The following is a 15954-nucleotide window of genomic DNA, read 5'->3' as shown; positions in this document are numbered from 1 at the left end:
GCATTGAATTGTTGATGCGGGCCTGGACTCCTCAGCGCGTGGTCACCGGCTTGTCCAGAGCGGCGGTGGTCACCTGCAGGGTGCCATCGTCAGCCAGGCTCACCACCACATGCTTGGCCCACTTGTCGCTGGCACCGGCGTGGTCGATGCGACGATGCCAGCCGCGGCTCTCGGGGCGGGCGATCGCCGCCTGCGCCAGGGCTGCGGCAACCGCCTGCAGGTTGGTGCCGGTGAGCTCGTCCTCGCCGAAGTCCTCCTCATGGGGCAGGCGGGCCAGGAAGTCGCTGGTGGTGCGCAGCTTCTCGTGTTCGCGACGCAGGCCCAGCGCCTCGTCGGCGCTCGTGCGCACGCCGGCCAGGGCATCGGTGGGCAGGAAGCCCCGCAGCGCGCGGTCGGTGGAGTCGGCGGCCTCGGGCAGCTCGGCCTGCGCCAGGTGGCGTCCCACGGCGGTGCCGCCCACCAGGGCGTCGATCAGCAGGCCATCGGCGGGCCCGGACGCCCCGTTGGCGCCCGACGATGCCACCTCGCCGGCCGCATAGAGCCCCGGCACCGTGGTGGCGCCGACCTCATTGATCGCGATGCCACCCACGAAGGCCTGGGCGGCAGGGCGCACCGGGATCACCTGGCGCGCCGGGTTGATGCCATGCTCACGGCAGGCCTGCGCCATCACCACGTGCGGGGCCAATTGCCAGGCCTGATCGCCGATGCCGCGGGCGTCGAGGAATGCCGTTGCCCCGGGATAGGCGGCCATCCAGTCGGCCAGCCGGATCGCCAGCTCGTGGTCGGGCAGGTGCTGGCTCTCGTCCAGCGGAACGATCGTGGAGCCGGCGGCGTCCACCAGTTCTGCGCCGGCCTGACGCAGCGTGGGGCCCATCTCGGCGGCGGCCTCGCCCGGCAGTCGTTCCTCTGGGGGGGCGTTCAGGGCGGTGGGGGCGAAGGAGACGAACTCGAGGTCGCGCAGTGCGGCCCCTGCGCGCAGGGCCATCGCCAGGCCGTCGCCGTTGGCGAGGGCGGGGGCAGTGGTGTGCGTCCACAGGCGGGCGGCGCCACCGGTGGCGAGCACCACGGTGCCGGCGCGGTAGTCGCCGATGGTGCCATCGCCGCGTGACACGCGCAGTCCGGCCACATGACCGTCCTCGTCGGTGAGCACGTCGACGGCGCGGCTGTGCGTGTCGATGGCCAGGGTGCCGGCGGGCAGCAGTTCCTGCACGCGCGCCACCGATGCCAGGGTTCGCTGCATGGTCATGCCCAGTGGCTGGCGGGGGTCTTGTTCGACGCTGGAGATCTGGTGGGCCAGGGCGTCCAGCCAGTCGAGGAGCTCGGGGGCCTGCTCGATGAGGCGTCCGGCGGCGGTCGGGTCGGCCAGGCCGTCACCTGCGGACGCCAACTGTTCGCGCGTCGGGGGATTGCGCCAGCCGATGCCGCGGCTCGTCGACCGGGCCGTGGCGGTGTCGAGCAGCGTCGACCGGCAGACCAGCACCACCGGGATGCGGGCGGCGGCCAACGGGAGGGCGGCGCTCAATCCGGCGGCCCCACCACCGACGACCACCACGGCGGCGGACTTGTTCCATGTGGGTGCGGGAGCTTCCAGTTGCCGGCCCAATCGCGTGCTTGTCGACATGTCAACTCTCCTGGCGCCCATGGATCAATGAATCCCCCTCAGCATGCCACGGGCGCCGGGCCGGGGGCGTGCGGCGACACCCCTGTGACCCTCACCCCCGTAACCTGCGGTTCGCGTGACCTCGCCCCACGTGACCGGCGTTCCTCGTCACGCCCGCCTGTCGTCGCTCTCACGTGCGGGCCCGCCGCCCCGATCCGGTCACTGGGTGGGCAGTTGTGCGGCAATGACGCCGCACAAGTGGCCACCTAACGACCCTGGGCGCGGGGGGTTAGCGGGATAGGTGCGGATAAAGCACCGTAGACGGTGCTTTTGTCGACCCTGTCTTCGTGGGTGTGGCCATGAGGCTGGATCACCCGTGTCCTGGCGGCGTCCCCGGGCCGAGCGGTTGCCGGTGCTGGACTCGTCCCCTAAGTGGGCAGTTGTGCGGCAATGACGCCGCACAGGTGCCCATCTAGCTGTACTTCCCCGGGAGGTTGTGAACGGGTGAGGTAGCGAAGACCTCCGGGCAGGATGTGGGTTACCACACTCACTCTCCTGACCACGGAGGTCTTCGTGACTCACGCTAACGCACCCTTGACACCGGAAGGGCGTCGTCGTCTTGCTGTTCTCGTCGTGGAACAGGGCTGGTCGTTGCGGCGGGCGGCGGAACGGTTCCAGTGCTCGCCCGCGACGGTGAAGCGGTGGGCCGACAGGTACCGGGCAGGGCTGCCGTTGATCGACCGTAGTTCGAGGCCCACCTCGTCACCGAACCGGCTTCCGCGTAAGACGGAGCATCGGATCGTCGCGTTGCGGTTCACTCGCCGGTGGGGTCCGCACCGGATCGCGTATCACCTGCGGTTGCACCGTTCCACGGTCGGTCGGGTGCTCGCCCGATACAAGATGCCGAAGCTGATCAACATCGACCAGGCCACCGGGCTGCCGGTTCGCCGCCCGAAGCCGAAACGGTACGAGGTCGCCGCGCCGGGCGAGCTCGTGCACGTAGATATCAAGAAACAAGGCCGGATCCCCGACGGCGGCGGGTGGCGTGCCCACGGTCGCGGATCCATGCAGGACCGTCACGCGGGAGTGGCCCGCGACAAGGCAGCCCGTGCCGGGGCAGCCGGCTCTCGCGGCTACCGGTATCTGCACCACGCCGTGGACGACCACTCCCGGATCGCGTACTCAGAGATCCTTGACGACGAGCGCAAAGAGACCGCAGCGGGGTTCTGGACCCGCGCGAACGCGTTCTTCGCAGGCCTGGGCGTCACAGTCACCGCGGTGATGACCGACAACGGTTCCTGCTACCGGTCAGGCGCCTTCGCTGACGCGCTCGGCGACGAGGTGAAGCACAAGTGGACCCGGCCATACCGGCCGCAGACCAACGGCAAGGTCGAGCGGTTCAACCGAACCCTCGCCGTCGAGTGGGCCTACGCGAAGCCCTACGCCAGCGAAGCCGAGCGCGCCGCAGCCTACGAGACCTGGCTCCATCACTACAATCACCACAGACCCCACACCGGGATCGGCGGCCAGACTCCCTCAGCCCGCGTTCACAACGTCACGGGGAAGTACATCTAGCGGGGTTTCTTGCCGGACGCCGCCAGGCCTCGGCCCACCCACGCGGGCGTGCGCGCCCGCGAATGCCGCGCCGACGTGGCGTCCGCGGGGGCTGCCCGCCGCCAGCGCACGGGAATGCCGGCGTCGCGTCCGGTGGTTGACTTGGTGAGTAGTCAGTGCGCCGCCTGTGGAGGCGACGCATCGTCACCCCGGACGAGAGGATCACCTACGTGGATGCCGTGAGGCCATCGAAACCTGCAGGCCGCAACAGGCCGGACAAGCACGACGACGGGTCAGAGGAAGCCTCTCCGGAACGGCTGAACTGGCTGCGTGCCGGCGTCCTGGGCGCCAACGATGGCGTGGTGTCCACCGCAGGTCTGGTGTTGGGCGTGGCAGGTGCCAGCGCCGACAACCGGGCGATCCTCGTGGCCGGCGTCGCGGGTCTCGTGTCGGGATCCATGAGCATGGCCGCCGGCGAATACGTCTCGGTGAGCACCCAGCGTGACGCGCAGCGCTCGGGTCTGGCCAAGGAACGAGCCGCCCTGGAGCGTGATCCCGACGGCAAGCTCGACCAACTCACCACTGCCTATGAGTCCAAGGGGATCTCCCACGACCTCGCCCGGCAGGTGGCCGTCGAGCTGACCGACCACGACGCGCTGGCCGCGCACGCCGAGGTGGAGCTCGACATCGACCCTGATGAGCTGCTCAACCCGTGGGCCGCTGCCTTCGCATCCATGCTGAGCTTCGCGATCGGTGCCGTGGTGCCGCTGCTGCTGATCACCCTGGTGGCCCCATCCGCCCGCGTGCTCGCCACGGTGCTCGCGTCCGCACTTGCGCTGGCCGTCACCGGCGTGGTGAGCGCCAAGCTGGGCGGTTCCCCCACGCGCGCCGCGACCGTCCGCAATATCGGCGGCGGCATGGTGGCCATCTGCATCACCTATGTGATCGGCGCCCTGCTGGGCTCCCATCTCTGAGGCGGGCGACATGGCTGACCAACACCCCTTTGCCCGCCACTGGAACCACAACTCCCACTACTACCCGCGCATCGCCGAACTGCTCGACGGGCATCGCGTCGTGCTCGACGTCGGCTGCGGCGAGGGCACGCTGGCCCGCTACCTGGCCACCGGCGACACGGTGCCCGTGGGGGAACGTCGCGACGGGTTGAAGCAGCCCCAGCCGGCACCGGAATCGTTCGATGACAAGGATCTTCGCCACGAGGTGGTGGGCATCGACGCCGACGCCAAGGTGCTGGCGCCCGACGCGCCCGGCGTGCACTTCATGCTTGCCGACGCCCAACAGCTCCCCTTCCCCGACGCCAGCTTCGACGCCGTGGTGAGCGTCGGGGTGCTGCATCACCTCAATGAGGACCTGGGGCTGGTGGAGATGCGTCGCGTGCTGCGGCCGGGTGGACGCCTGGTGGTGATCGACACCGCGCGCAGCCCCGTCCCCTTCGGGCCCCTGGAGATCCGCGACATGGCGGCCAACCTCGTGCTGGGCCTGGGCAAGACCCGGTGGCGTCCCGACACGCTCACCGCCGAACCCGACCTGAACTGGACGCAGAGCCGGGAGCTCATCGAGGGGAACCTGCCCGGTGCCCACTGGTGGCGGGTGCCCCTGTGGCGCTGGGTTGCCGTGTGGGACGCGCCCGCCGCCCGCCGCGCCTGATCCCGGATCGATGGGCCGGAACCTCCGCTAAGCGGACAGTTGTGCGGCGTCATTCCCGCACTGGTGTCCAGTTAGTGACCAGGAGAGTGACCACGTGCCGCACAACTGCCCAGTTAGTGACCAGATAAGCGTGCCCAGATGTGCCGCGCGGCGCGCCCGGATCTACCACGCGGCCCCTTGTCCGGGGTAACTGGGTCCGGGGCAACTGGGGGATGTCCGATCGCTGCGGGCGTATGTGCGGGTGCCCCGCGACGACGCACAATGGACATGGGCCCGGCATTGACCGCGCCCGCACTGCTCGCAGCCCCAACGTCGGGGCCACACAGGAGGCACAATGCGCATCGCGATGGGCAGCGACCATGCCGGTTTCGATCTCAAGGAACACCTCAAGGAATACCTGCAGGGCAAGGGCCATGAGGTGATCGACGTCGGCACGCACAGCACTGAGAGCGTCGACTACCCGATCTATGGGGCGGCCGCCGCCCGCAAGGTCGCCGACGGCGAGGCCGCCACGGCCATCGTGGTCTGCGGCACCGGCGTGGGCATCGGCATCTCGGCCAACAAGGTGCACGGCATCCGCTGCGCCATCACCTCCGACGTCTACGCCGCCCGCATGTCGCGCGCCCACAACGACGCCAACGCGCTTGCCCTGGGCGGACGCGTGGTCGCCGACGGCCTGGCCGAGGAGATCGTCGACGTGTGGCTTGCCACCGACTTCGAGGGTGGACGCCACGCCCGCCGGGTCGGTGAGATCACCGCGCTCGAGGACGGCCAGGACATCACCGCCGACGACCTTGACGAGCACGATCAGCTGTAAGCGCGACGGCCGGACCCGTCGCCGGCAGCTCCGGACGCGACGGCTGAACCCGTCGCCGCAGCTCCAGACGCGACGGCTCACCCCGTCACCCGTAGCCGCCACACATGATCAGGGCCTGCCGCGGCCGAGTCACCCCGGCCATGGCAGGCCAACAACCCCCACGCTGTCCACACCTGCGGTCCCCATATGCAGGCCCCCACGCGCAGGCCCACACATGCAGGCCCACACCTGCGGAACCACGCAGCCGGACAGCACTGTGGCCAGGACGAAATCATCGTCCGGGCCACAGTCTCTCTTCCCTCACCGAGGTTTCGGCCCCGCCAGGCCAAACCTCAGATCTGCCAGTCGGGTTCGGGCTCCAAGGAGTCCCCGAACACCTCGTGGCCGCGCACCATCCCCGCAGCCAGCGTCCATCCGGACTGCGGGTCGATGAGCACGAATGCGCCCCCATGGCGGGTTTCCAGGTAGCTCTCGGCCATCACCGGAGCGGCCAGCCTGATGCTGACGCGTCCGATGTCGTTGAGCTCCAGCGTGTCGGTGGTCACCGGCGCCATCTCGTCGAGGTCAAGCTTGCCGACGATCTGGCTGACGATCGCCTTCACCGTCGACGTGCCGTGCTTGAGCAGCACGCGCGCGCCCGGGTGCAGCGGCTTCTCGGCCATCCAGGCAACCGTGGCCTCCAACTGCTTCACCGGCTCGGGGGCGTCGGCCACCGAGGAGATGAGCGAGCCGCGCGGTGCGTCGATCTCGTCGGCAAGGCGCAACGACACCGACTGGCCCGCCACCGCCTCGTCGAGCTGCTCGCCGGCCAGGTCGATGCCGGCCACCGTTGAGCGCAGCCCGGACGGCAACACCACCACCGGATCACCCACGTGCACGCGTCCGGCCGAGATCTCGCCGGCATACCCGCGGTACTCCACGTACTTCGGGTCGATGGCGCCACCCTGCGGACGCAGCACCAGCTGCACCGGCAGGCGGAAGCCCTCCACCGCATCGGGCACCGGATCCAGGTTGTCGAGCAGCTCCAACAGGCTCGGCCCCGTGTACCAGGGCAGGTCGTCGGAACGGTCCACGATGTTGGCACCGGTGAGCGCGCTGGTCGGGATCACCGTGATGTCGTCGAGGCCCACCTCATGGGCCACCTCGCGGATCTGCTTCTCCACCGGTGCATAGGCCGCCTCGTCGAAATCGACCAGGTCGATCTTGTTCACCGCAACGATCACATGCGGCACCCGCAGCAGGGCACCCACGGCCAGGTGGCGCCGCGTCTGCTGCAGCACGCCCTTGCGCACGTCAACCAGCAGCACGAGCACATCGGCGGTGGACGAACCGGTCACCGTATTGCGCGTGTACTGCACGTGTCCGGGGCAGTCGGCCAGGATGTAGCTGCGCTCGGCCGAGGAGAAATAGCGGTAGGCGACGTCGATGGTGATGCCCTGTTCGCGCTCGGCCCGCAGGCCGTCGGTGAGCAGCGCCAGGTCGACGGTGCCGAGCCCCTTGTCGTGGCTCACCCGCTCGACGGCCTCCAGCTGGTCGGCCAGCACCGCCTTCGAGTCGTACATCAGGCGCCCGACCAGGGTCGACTTGCCGTCGTCCACCGATCCGGCCGTGGCCAGGTGCAGCAGCGTGCGCTGCGTCAGGGCCGCCTCGGGATTGACTGTGGTGTCAGTGAGAGTGCTCATCTTTAGAAGTAGCCTTCCTTCTTGCGGTCCTCCATGGCGGCCTCCGACAGACGATCGTCCGCCCTTGTCGCGCCACGTTCGGTGATGTGGGTGGTGGCCACCTCGACGAGCACGTCGTTGATGGTCTCGGCGTCGGACAGCACGGCGCCGGTGCAGGACATGTCGCCGATGGTGCGGTAGCGCACATGGCGCGTGGTCACCGGCTCGTCGGCGCCCGGCGTGGTCACCGGCGACACAGGCAGCAGCATGCCGTTGTGCTCGAACACCTCACGGTCGTGGGCGTAGTACAGGCTGGGCAGCTCGATGTGCTGGTCGGCGATGTAGTTCCACACGTCCAGCTCGGTCCAGTTCGACAGCGGGAACACCCGCACATGCTCGCCGGGCTGGTGACGCGGGTTGTAGAGATTCCACAGTTCGGGGCGCTGGTTGCGCGGGTCCCATTGGCCGAACTCGTCGCGCAGGCTCACGATGCGTTCCTTGGCGCGCGCCTTCTCTTCGTCGCGGCGTCCGCCACCGAAAACGGCGTCGAAACCGCCCTCGGCGATGGCGTCGAGCAGGGGCTGGGTCTGCAGCGGATTGCGGGTGCCGTCGGGACGCTCCTGGAGCCGTCCGTCGTCGATGTAGTCCTGCACCTTGGCCACGATCAGGCGCAACCCCATCCGCTCGGCGGTGAAGTCGCGGTAGGCGAGCACCTCGGGGAAGTTGTGGCCGGTGTCAACGTGCAGCAGCGGGAAGGGCACGCGTCCGGGCCAGAACGCCTTGGCGGCCAGGTGCAGCATCACCACGGAGTCCTTGCCGCCGCTGAACAGCAGCACGGGGTGCTCCAGCTCGCCGACGGTCTCGCGGAAGATGTGGATCGATTCGGCCTCCAGCGCGGCCAGGTGGCTGAGCGCGCCCGAGGTGTCATGCGAGGCCTGGTGGCCGGCCGGCTGGCCGGCGGACGTCGCCCCGCGGGGGTTCTCGCGGGAGCTTGTGGGCTGGCCGAAGATGGACGCTCCGGTGCCCGAGGGGATGAAGGAATCGGTGGTCGCCGTGTCGACGAGCGATGATTCCAACGGCGGGTTGTTCACGGTTGATGACTCTCTTTCTGTGGCGGTCACAGGTGCAGTCCGCACTCGGTCTTGGCGATGCCGGCCCAGCGGCCGGATCGGGGGTCCTCACCCTCGGCAACCGGTTGCGTGCAGGGCTCGCAACCAATGGACGGGTAGCCGGCGGTGAGCAGCAGGTTGATCGGCACCTGGTGGATCGACGCGTACTCGAGCACGTCGTCGAAGCTCCAGGCGGCCAGCGGGTTCACCTTCACCATCTGATGGGTCTCATCCCATTCGACGACGCCGGCATGCGCGCGGTTCGCGTTGTCCTCGCGCCGGATCCCGGTGACCCAGGCCTCGTAGCCGGCCAACTCGCGGTTGATCGGCTCCACCTTGCGCAGCTGGCAGCACAGGGTGGGATTGCGTTCGTAGAGCTTCTCGCCGTACTCGGCGTCCTGCTCGGCGACGGTCTGCACCGGCGTCACATCGAAGATGTTGGCGTTGATGGAGCCGATGAGGGCATCACGGGTGCCGATGGTCTCGGCGAAGTGGTAGCCGGTGTTGAGGAACAGCACGTCGACGCCCGGCGCATGCTGCGACACCAGGTGCGGCAGCACGGTGTCGCCGGCCATCGAGCAGGCGACCACCAGCGACTTGCCGAAGGTCTCGTCGGCCCAGGTGGCGATCTGCTCGGCCGTGGCGTCGGCGAGTGCGATGTTCGCCTGCTCCACCAGTGCCTTCAGCTCGGCGACCGAACGCTCGCGTCCGGGGCCGTGGCTCACTGGTGTGGGTGTGGCCTGTGTTTGGGTGCTCATCGAAGGCTGTCCTCCTCGGCTCGGTGTGCCCATTGGGCAAAGCTCTCGTCGTCCGCGCGCTGCTCCAGGAAGCGACGCGTGAGGCGCTCGACATAGTCAGTGAGGTCATCGGGGGTGACCTTGAGTCCACGCACGGTGCGGCCCAGCCCCGGATCGTCGCGGTTCGACGAGACGAGTCCGCCGCCCAGGTGCACCTGGTAGGTCTGCTGCGTCTCGCCCTCGGGGGTGCGGGTCAGCTGGCCCTTCAGACCGATGTCGGCCACCTGGATGCGGGCGCAGGAATGCGGGCATCCGTTCATGTTCAGCGTGATCGGGCCCGGGAGCGTCACATCGGCCAGGCGGGTGTCCAGGTCGTCGACCATGCGCGCGGCCGGCGCCTTGGTCTCGGTGAACGCCTGCTTGCAGAACTCGATGCCGGTGCAGGCCATCGTGTTGCGGCGGAACGGCTTGGGATGGGCGGTGAGGCCCAGCTCCTCCATGTCGGCCACGAGCTGGTCGACGCGGTCGGGTTCCACGTCGAGCACGAGCAGCTTCTGGTAGGGCGTGAAGCGCACGTCGTCGGAGCCGGCCTTCTCGGCGGCGTCGGCGACCTTGGCCAGGATGGTGCCCGACAGGCGTCCCACGGTGGGGGCGAAGCCGACGTACTTGCGGCCGTTCTTCTGGTCGTGCACGCCGATGTGGTCGCCCGGCTCGGTGGGTGCCTCGGGGGCGGGGCCGTCGGCCAGCTTGTGGCCGAGGTATTCGCGCTCCAGCACGTCACGCAGCTTCTCGACGCCCCAGGCCTCCACCAGGAACTTCATGCGGGCCTTGTTGCGCAGGCGACGGAAGCCGTAGTCGCGGAACACCAGGATCATCGCGTGCCACACGTCGGCCGCCTCGTCGGCGGTCACGAAGGCGCCCAGCCGTTCGGCCAGGTGCGGGTTGGCGGACAGACCGCCGCCGGCCCAGATGTCGAAGCCGGGGCCGAGCTCGGGATGGCGCACGCCGACGAACGAGATGTCGTTGAGCTCGTGGGCCACGTCCAGGCTCGGATCGCCGGTGAAGCAGGTCTTGAACTTGCGCGGCAGGTTCGACACCTCCTCGGTGCCGATCCACTTCTCGCGGATCTCGGCGATCACCGGGGTGGGATCGACGATCTCGTTGGCCGAGACGCCGGCCACCGGGGAGGCGGTGAAGGCGCGGGGCGCGTCACCGGCGGTGTGCACGGTGTTGAGGCCCACCGATTCGAGCCGACGCCAGATCTCGGGCAGGTCGGCCACGTCGATCCAGTGCACCTGCAGGTTCTGCCGGTCGGTGATGTCGGCGGTGTCGCGTCCGAAGTCGGTGGAGATCGACGCCAGCACGCGCAGCCGCTGGATGCTCAGCGGCATGCCGTCGATGCGGATGCGCTGCAGGAAGTACTTGTCGGAACGCTCGGTGTCGCTCATCGTGGCGTTGGCGGTGCCGTCCAGGCCCGGCTTGCGCTGCGTGTACAGGCCCCACCAGCGGAAACGCGTCTGCAGGTCGTCCTCGGGGATCGAATCGAAGCCGGTCTTGGAGTAGATGTCGATGATGCGGGGACGCACGTGGAGCCCGTCATCGGCGGCCTTGACCACCTCGTTGGCGTTGAGCGGCTCTTGGCCGTCGACGGCCCACTGGCCCTCGGGACGCTTGTTGGCCTTCTTCAGCGACGGCTTGCGTGCCGGGGGCGCGGGGGTCGTGGCGGGCGACTGCGCGGGACCGGCGGCTGCCTGGTCGGTGCTTGCCTTCGCCGTGGCGGCGGCGTCCTTGCGGGAACGGGGGGAGGGTTTCGATGCTGTCATCGGATTGATGTCCTTGATCAGGAGCCACGTATGCCAGCGCACACCAATACACAGGAGTCGTCAGGCACACGAGCCCGGCGAAAAGGGGAGAGAGAAAGTGCTGGGCGCGCGATCAGGCGAGCCGACAACACACATCGGAAGCCACGAGCCCACTGCGCAGGGCAACGGCCCGACGCATCGTGGGATGGGTTCCGGTAAGCATGGCGCCACAATAGCAGAGCATTCAAGGCCGGCAATCACGGTGTCCACAATGGCCGGGTATCCGGGTGTGAGACGGCCGCCGAGTGAAATCCGGGTTAATTCGAGGCATTGTCGAAACGGCCGTCCGGACGTCACGAACATGGCTGTGACTAGGGGGAATACCCGCGTCAAGGGTGGGCCAGAGGTGAGGGGCCACCCGGTGTCGGCGGGGGCGAATTGGCACCAATGTGTCTCCTGGATTGCAAGAACCACCCATTGTGTGACCTATAGTTCCGGTCATGATCACACGGCAGAGGCAGGCGCCGTCGATGCGCCGCGCGCTGTGTTGTTGTCTGTGCCCCGTGTGCCGCTGACCCCGTCCAAACCGGTTGGCGCACCCGATCAGGCGAGGCCGAGGGCCCCCGGGGAGTGGCGCAACCATGTGACCAACATCCCCATGTCGCACGATCCCATGCTCTGGGATACGACAGGAACCAGCTCCGGACCCACCACTGGGTTTCCCACCACTTGATCGGGCTGCGCGGCTTCCGGCTGCGGGTGATGGCGGCTGACCATCCGGCCACCACCAACGAGAGACCCCCGATCAATGACCTCACGATTCCCCACCGCAGTGCCCCGGGGTGCTGCGCACGCATCCGGTAGCCCCGGACCCCGTCCGGTGAGCCGGCGGCGCTTCCTGCTCGGCGTCAGCGCCGTGGTGGGTGCCTCCGCACTCGGCGCCTCGGCGCTCGCGGGCTGCTCCAACATCGCCTCGGCCGGCACGCGCGCCGGCCAGCTGACCATCGTCGGCTTCGCCGTGCTCTCGGAGGCCGACCTCGGCCTGGCCGCAGAATGGGGCACCACCCCGGGCGGCTCCGGGGTGAAGGTGCAGACCTCCTTCGGTGCGTCGGGTGAGCAGAGCCGCAATGTCGCCAACGGACTGCCCGCCGACTTCGTGCACTTCTCGCTGTCGTCGGACATGACCCGCCTGGTCGACAAGGGCCTGGTCTCCCAGGACTGGAAGAAGGGCGCCCACAACGGCATCGTCACCAAGTCGGTGGTGGTGCTGGTGGTGCGTCCCGGCAATCCGCTGGGCATCACCGGCTGGGACGACCTGGCCCGCCCCGACGTGAAGGTGGTCACCCCCAATCCGAGCTCATCGGGGTCGGCGCGCTGGAACATCCTGGCCGCCTGGGCCCACATCGGCGCCGACGGCAAGCACGACGACCAGGCCGAGGACTTCCTGGGCAAGGTGCTCGGCAACACCGTCTCGCTGCCCGGCAGCGGCCGCGACGCCACCACCGCGTTCACCTCGGGCAATGCCGATGTGCTCATCTCCTATGAGAACGAGGCCATCCTGGCCCGGCACAAGAACCCCGGCGTGTTCGACTACATCGTTCCCGACGACACCCTGACCATCGAGAACCCGGGCGCCGTGCTCACCAATGCCCAGAGCGCCTCGGCGGCGTCCTGGCTGGACTTCGCCCACTCCGAGCGGGGTCAGGGCGTGCTCGCCGGCTTCGGTTTCCGTCCGCTCGCCGGTGCGGTGCCCGCCCAGGTGGTGGGCGCCAATGACCCGGGCAATCCCTATCCGACGCCGGACCGCCTGCTGACGATCGACAAGGACTTCGGCGGCTGGTCAAAGGTCAACAAGAAGTTCTTCGCAGACGGTGGCCTGATCACCAAACTCCTCAGCAAGGTGGCCAGCTCATGAGCCAACACAGTGTGGGTCAGCTGGGCCTCGGCCTGCCGGCCTCCGACACCGTGATCTCGGGGGTCACCGGCATCGCCGGGGCCACGGAGATCCCCGCCCGCGCCACGCGTCCCGCACGCACCGACGCCGGCGAGACACCCGCCTCGCGCGCCCTGCTGGGTGCCGTCTGGGACGCCCTGCGCTCCCGCCTGCGCCGCTCCGGCGGCGGGAAGGGCAACGGAGGGGAATCGAAGTCGGGGCGTCGCGCCCTCACCGGCTCGTCGGGCATCGGCCTGGGCGTGGCGGTGCTGTGGTTCAGCCTGCTGGTGCTCATCCCGCTCGCCGCAGTGGTCGGCACGGCCGCCAGCGGAGGCGTCGGACCGTTCGTCGCGGCGCTGACCAACAAGCAGACCCTCAACGCCATCCTGCTCACCTCCGGCATCTCGCTGCTGGTCACCGCCCTGAACGTGGTGGTGGGCACGCTGATCGCCTGGGTGCTGGTGCGCGACCGCTTCTGGGGACGCTCGGTGCTCGACGTGGTGATCGACATCCCCTTCGCGCTGCCCACCGTGGTCGCCGGCCTGGTGCTGCTGTCGCTGTACGGCGACGGCTCGCCGCTGGGCATCGACATCGCCAACACCCGCTGGGCGGTGGTGTTCGCGCTCGCCTTCGTCACCCTGCCCTTCGTGGTGCGGGCGGTGCAGCCGGTGCTCGAGGAACTGGACACCGACGTCGAGGAGGCGGCCGGCCTGCTCGGCGCCAGCCAGCCGACGATCTTCGTCAAGGTGGTGCTGCCGTCCCTGGTGCCGGCCATCACCTCGGGTGCCGCGCTGTCCTTCGCCCGCGGCATCTCCGAGTACGGCTCGCTGGTGCTGCTGTCGGGCAACCTGCCCAACCGCACCGAGGTGGTCAGCGTGCGCGTGCTCAGCCATATCGAGAATGGCGACCTGGTCTCCGCGTCGGCGCTGGCCACCGGAATGCTCATCATCGCGGCCCTCGCGATCTTCGGGCTCGATGTGATCCGCAGGAAGGCGGCCCGTCGTGATTCGTGAACCCCGCCCCGTGAAATGGGGCCTACGACTGTTCGCCATCGCCTATCTGACGCTGCTGGTCGCCTGGCCGGTGGCCCTGGTGGTGCGCAACACCTTCTCGTCGGGCTTCGGCGTGGTGGCACAGACCCTGTCGAGCCCCCAGGTGACCTCGGCGCTGCGCCTCACCGCGATCGTCGCCGGCATCGCGGTGGTGATCAACCTGGTGTTCGGTGTGGGCATCTCGCTGCTGCTGGTGCGCTACCGCTTCCCCGGACGACGCATCCTGTCGCTGCTCGTCGACCTGCCGATGTCGGTGTCGCCGGTGGTCGTCGGCCTGGCGCTCACCCTTGTGTACGCCAAGGACGCCGCCCTGGGCGGGGCCCTGTTCCATGCCGGCTACCGCATCATCTTCGCCACCCCCGGCATGGTGCTCGCCACCGTCTTCGTGTCACTGCCACTGATGATCCGCGAGCTCGTCCCGGTGCTGCAGGAGATCGGCGACGACCAGGAACAGGCCGCCAACTCGCTGGGCGCCAGCGGCTGGCAGGCGTTCTGGCGCATCACCCTGCCCGGCATCAAGTGGGCCGTCGTCTATGGCGTCGTGCTGTCGCTGGCCCGCTCGCTGGGCGAGTTCGGCGCCGTGAAGGTGGTCTCGGGCAATGTCTCGCAGCTCACCCAGACCGCCACGCTCGCCGTGGAGGAGACCTATCAGAACTTCGACCAGCAGACGGCCTACACGGTGGCCCTGCTGCTCACCCTGGCGACCGTGATCTCGATCATCGTCGTCTCGATCCTTCGTCCCAAGGAGACCGCAAAATGAGCATCGAAATCGAGGGCCTCAACAAGTCGTTCGGCGACTTCGCGGCCCTGACTGACATCAACCTGACCATTCCCACCGGCGAGATCACCGCGCTGCTCGGGCCGTCCGGCGGCGGCAAGTCGACGCTGCTGCGCATCATCGCCGGGCTCGAGAAGGCCGACACCGGCACGGTGGTGATCGGGGGCACCGACACCACCACGGTGCCCGCCCGCAAGCGCGACATCGGCTTCGTCTTCCAGCACTATGCGGCGTTCAAGCACATGAGCGTGGCCAAGAACGTCGGCTTCGGCCTGACCGTGCGCAAGCGCCCCAAGGACGAGATCGCCGAGCGCGTCGATGAGTTGCTGGGGCTGGTGCACCTGAGCCAGTTCGCCGACCGCCTGCCCGCGCAGCTGTCGGGCGGCCAACGCCAGCGGATGGCGCTGGCCCGGGCCCTGGCGGTGCGTCCCAAGGTGCTGCTGCTCGACGAGCCCTTCGGCGCCCTGGACGCCAAGGTGCGCAAGGAGCTGCGCGAATGGTTGGCCCGCCTGCACGAGCAGATGCAGGTGACCACCGTGTTCGTCACCCACGACCAGGAGGAGGCGCTGGAGCTGGCGCAGTCGGTGGTGGTGATCAACCGCGGACGCATCGAGCAGATCGGCGCGCCCGAGGAGCTGTACGACGAGCCCGCCAACCGCTTCGTGATGGGCTTCCTCGGCGACACCACCACCCTGGACGGCCAGCTGATCCGTCCCCATGACATCCGGGTGCACGCCGAGCCGCGTCCCGGTGCCATCCCCGGCATCCTCGAGCGGGTGCAGCGCATCGGCTTCGAGGTGCGCCTCACGGTGCGTCCCACCGAGCCGGGCCAGCCGGAGGTGACGGTGCAGCTCACCCGCACCGTGCACAAGACCAGCGGCATCCTGGAGGGCGACGCGGTGTGGCTCGAGCCGCTGCTGGGCGCGCGCACCGTGCCGGCCGTCGTTCCCGGGGAGGACCTCGAGACGCCACTGACCGACGCCGATGAGCAGGAGGTTGGAGCGTCCGGGGCCGAGACGTTTGCGGCCTGAGGATTGGGCCAAGGGGCTGGCCGAAGCCGGGTGCAGTAACCCGAACCCTCACTGAGTGGGCAGTTGTGCGGGAATGACGCCGCACAGGTGTCCAGTTAGTGGGGTTTCTTGCCGGACGCGTCCTGGCCCGGATGGCATGTTCGTGGCGTCCGGTCTGGCCGGGTTCGTCACTCAGTGGATGGTTGTGGTGATTAGACGCATCGAAACCCGCCACT

13 protein-coding genes are annotated in these 15954 nt (G+C 68.9%); 8 read left to right on the top strand and 5 right to left on the bottom strand.

Annotated elements, in window-relative coordinates; all coding sequences use genetic code 11:
• Positions 1-31 precede the first annotated feature (31 nt).
• The gene (locus RM25_RS10085) at positions 32-1621 is read right to left on the bottom strand and encodes an FAD-dependent oxidoreductase (RefSeq protein ID WP_158487059.1); all 1590 of its coding nucleotides are present in this window, start codon (positions 1619-1621) and stop codon (positions 32-34) included.
• Positions 1622-2173: 552 nt separating this feature from the next.
• Between RM25_RS10085 and RM25_RS10080 the strand changes: the two genes are divergently transcribed.
• From RM25_RS10080 to rpiB, 4 genes are all read left to right on the top strand, one after another.
• On the top strand, positions 2174-3175 hold the full coding sequence (locus RM25_RS10080; protein WP_044636876.1) for an IS481-like element ISPfr17 family transposase: 1002 nt from the start codon (positions 2174-2176) through the stop codon (positions 3173-3175).
• Positions 3176-3384: 209 nt separating this feature from the next.
• Positions 3385-4128, top strand: a complete 744-nt coding sequence (locus tag RM25_RS10075; protein ID WP_044636875.1) for a VIT1/CCC1 transporter family protein — start codon at positions 3385-3387, stop codon at positions 4126-4128.
• 10 nt (positions 4129-4138) lie between these two features.
• Positions 4139-4819 (top strand): class I SAM-dependent methyltransferase, encoded by a 681-nt coding sequence (locus RM25_RS10070; protein WP_044636415.1) that lies wholly within the window; start codon positions 4139-4141, stop codon positions 4817-4819.
• Positions 4820-5153: 334 nt separating this feature from the next.
• Complete coding sequence (gene rpiB, locus RM25_RS10065; protein WP_013162002.1) at positions 5154-5636, top strand: ribose 5-phosphate isomerase B; 483 nt, start codon at positions 5154-5156, stop codon at positions 5634-5636.
• A gap of 332 nt (positions 5637-5968) precedes the next feature.
• Here the strand turns inward: rpiB and RM25_RS10060 are convergent, their stop codons facing one another.
• Genes RM25_RS10060 through RM25_RS10045 form a run of 4 tightly spaced genes read right to left on the bottom strand, consistent with a single transcriptional unit; the run spans position 5969 to position 10966 of the window.
• A complete protein-coding gene (locus RM25_RS10060) occupies positions 5969-7318 on the bottom strand; it encodes a sulfate adenylyltransferase subunit 1 (protein WP_013162001.1) in 1350 nt (449 codons plus the stop codon).
• 2 nt (positions 7319-7320) lie between these two features.
• Positions 7321-8388, bottom strand: a complete 1068-nt coding sequence (gene cysD, locus RM25_RS10055) for a sulfate adenylyltransferase subunit CysD (RefSeq protein WP_144406067.1) — start codon at positions 8386-8388, stop codon at positions 7321-7323.
• 26 nt (positions 8389-8414) lie between these two features.
• On the bottom strand, positions 8415-9164 hold the full coding sequence (locus RM25_RS10050) for a phosphoadenylyl-sulfate reductase (protein ID WP_044636414.1): 750 nt from the start codon (positions 9162-9164) through the stop codon (positions 8415-8417).
• Positions 9161-10966, bottom strand: a complete 1806-nt coding sequence (locus RM25_RS10045) for a nitrite/sulfite reductase (RefSeq protein WP_230579943.1) — start codon at positions 10964-10966, stop codon at positions 9161-9163. Before RM25_RS10045 ends, RM25_RS10050 begins: the two co-directional genes overlap by 4 nt.
• A gap of 787 nt (positions 10967-11753) precedes the next feature.
• On the opposite strand from RM25_RS10045, the gene RM25_RS10040 reads away from it, so the two are divergent.
• From RM25_RS10040 to RM25_RS10025, 4 genes are read left to right on the top strand one after another with little or no spacing between them, the layout of a single operon-like run.
• Positions 11754-12860, top strand: coding sequence for a sulfate ABC transporter substrate-binding protein (locus tag RM25_RS10040; RefSeq protein ID WP_230954673.1), 1107 nt, complete (start codon positions 11754-11756; stop codon positions 12858-12860).
• A complete protein-coding gene (cysT, locus tag RM25_RS10035) occupies positions 12857-13891 on the top strand; it encodes a sulfate ABC transporter permease subunit CysT (protein WP_080774548.1) in 1035 nt (344 codons plus the stop codon). Before RM25_RS10040 ends, cysT begins: the two co-directional genes overlap by 4 nt.
• 10 nt (positions 13892-13901) lie before the next feature.
• Positions 13902-14690, top strand: a complete 789-nt coding sequence (locus RM25_RS10030) for a sulfate ABC transporter permease (protein WP_044636412.1) — start codon at positions 13902-13904, stop codon at positions 14688-14690.
• Positions 14687-15739, top strand: a complete 1053-nt coding sequence (locus tag RM25_RS10025; RefSeq protein WP_044636411.1) for a sulfate/molybdate ABC transporter ATP-binding protein — start codon at positions 14687-14689, stop codon at positions 15737-15739. The genes RM25_RS10030 and RM25_RS10025 overlap by 4 nt, the downstream gene beginning before the upstream one ends.
• Positions 15740-15954 lie beyond the last annotated feature (215 nt).

Source organism: Propionibacterium freudenreichii subsp. freudenreichii, assembly GCF_000940845.1.
Taxonomy (GTDB): domain Bacteria; phylum Actinomycetota; class Actinomycetes; order Propionibacteriales; family Propionibacteriaceae; genus Propionibacterium; species Propionibacterium freudenreichii.
Note: the sequence above shows the minus strand (reverse complement) of the source record. Positions and strands in the feature narration are given on the sequence as shown.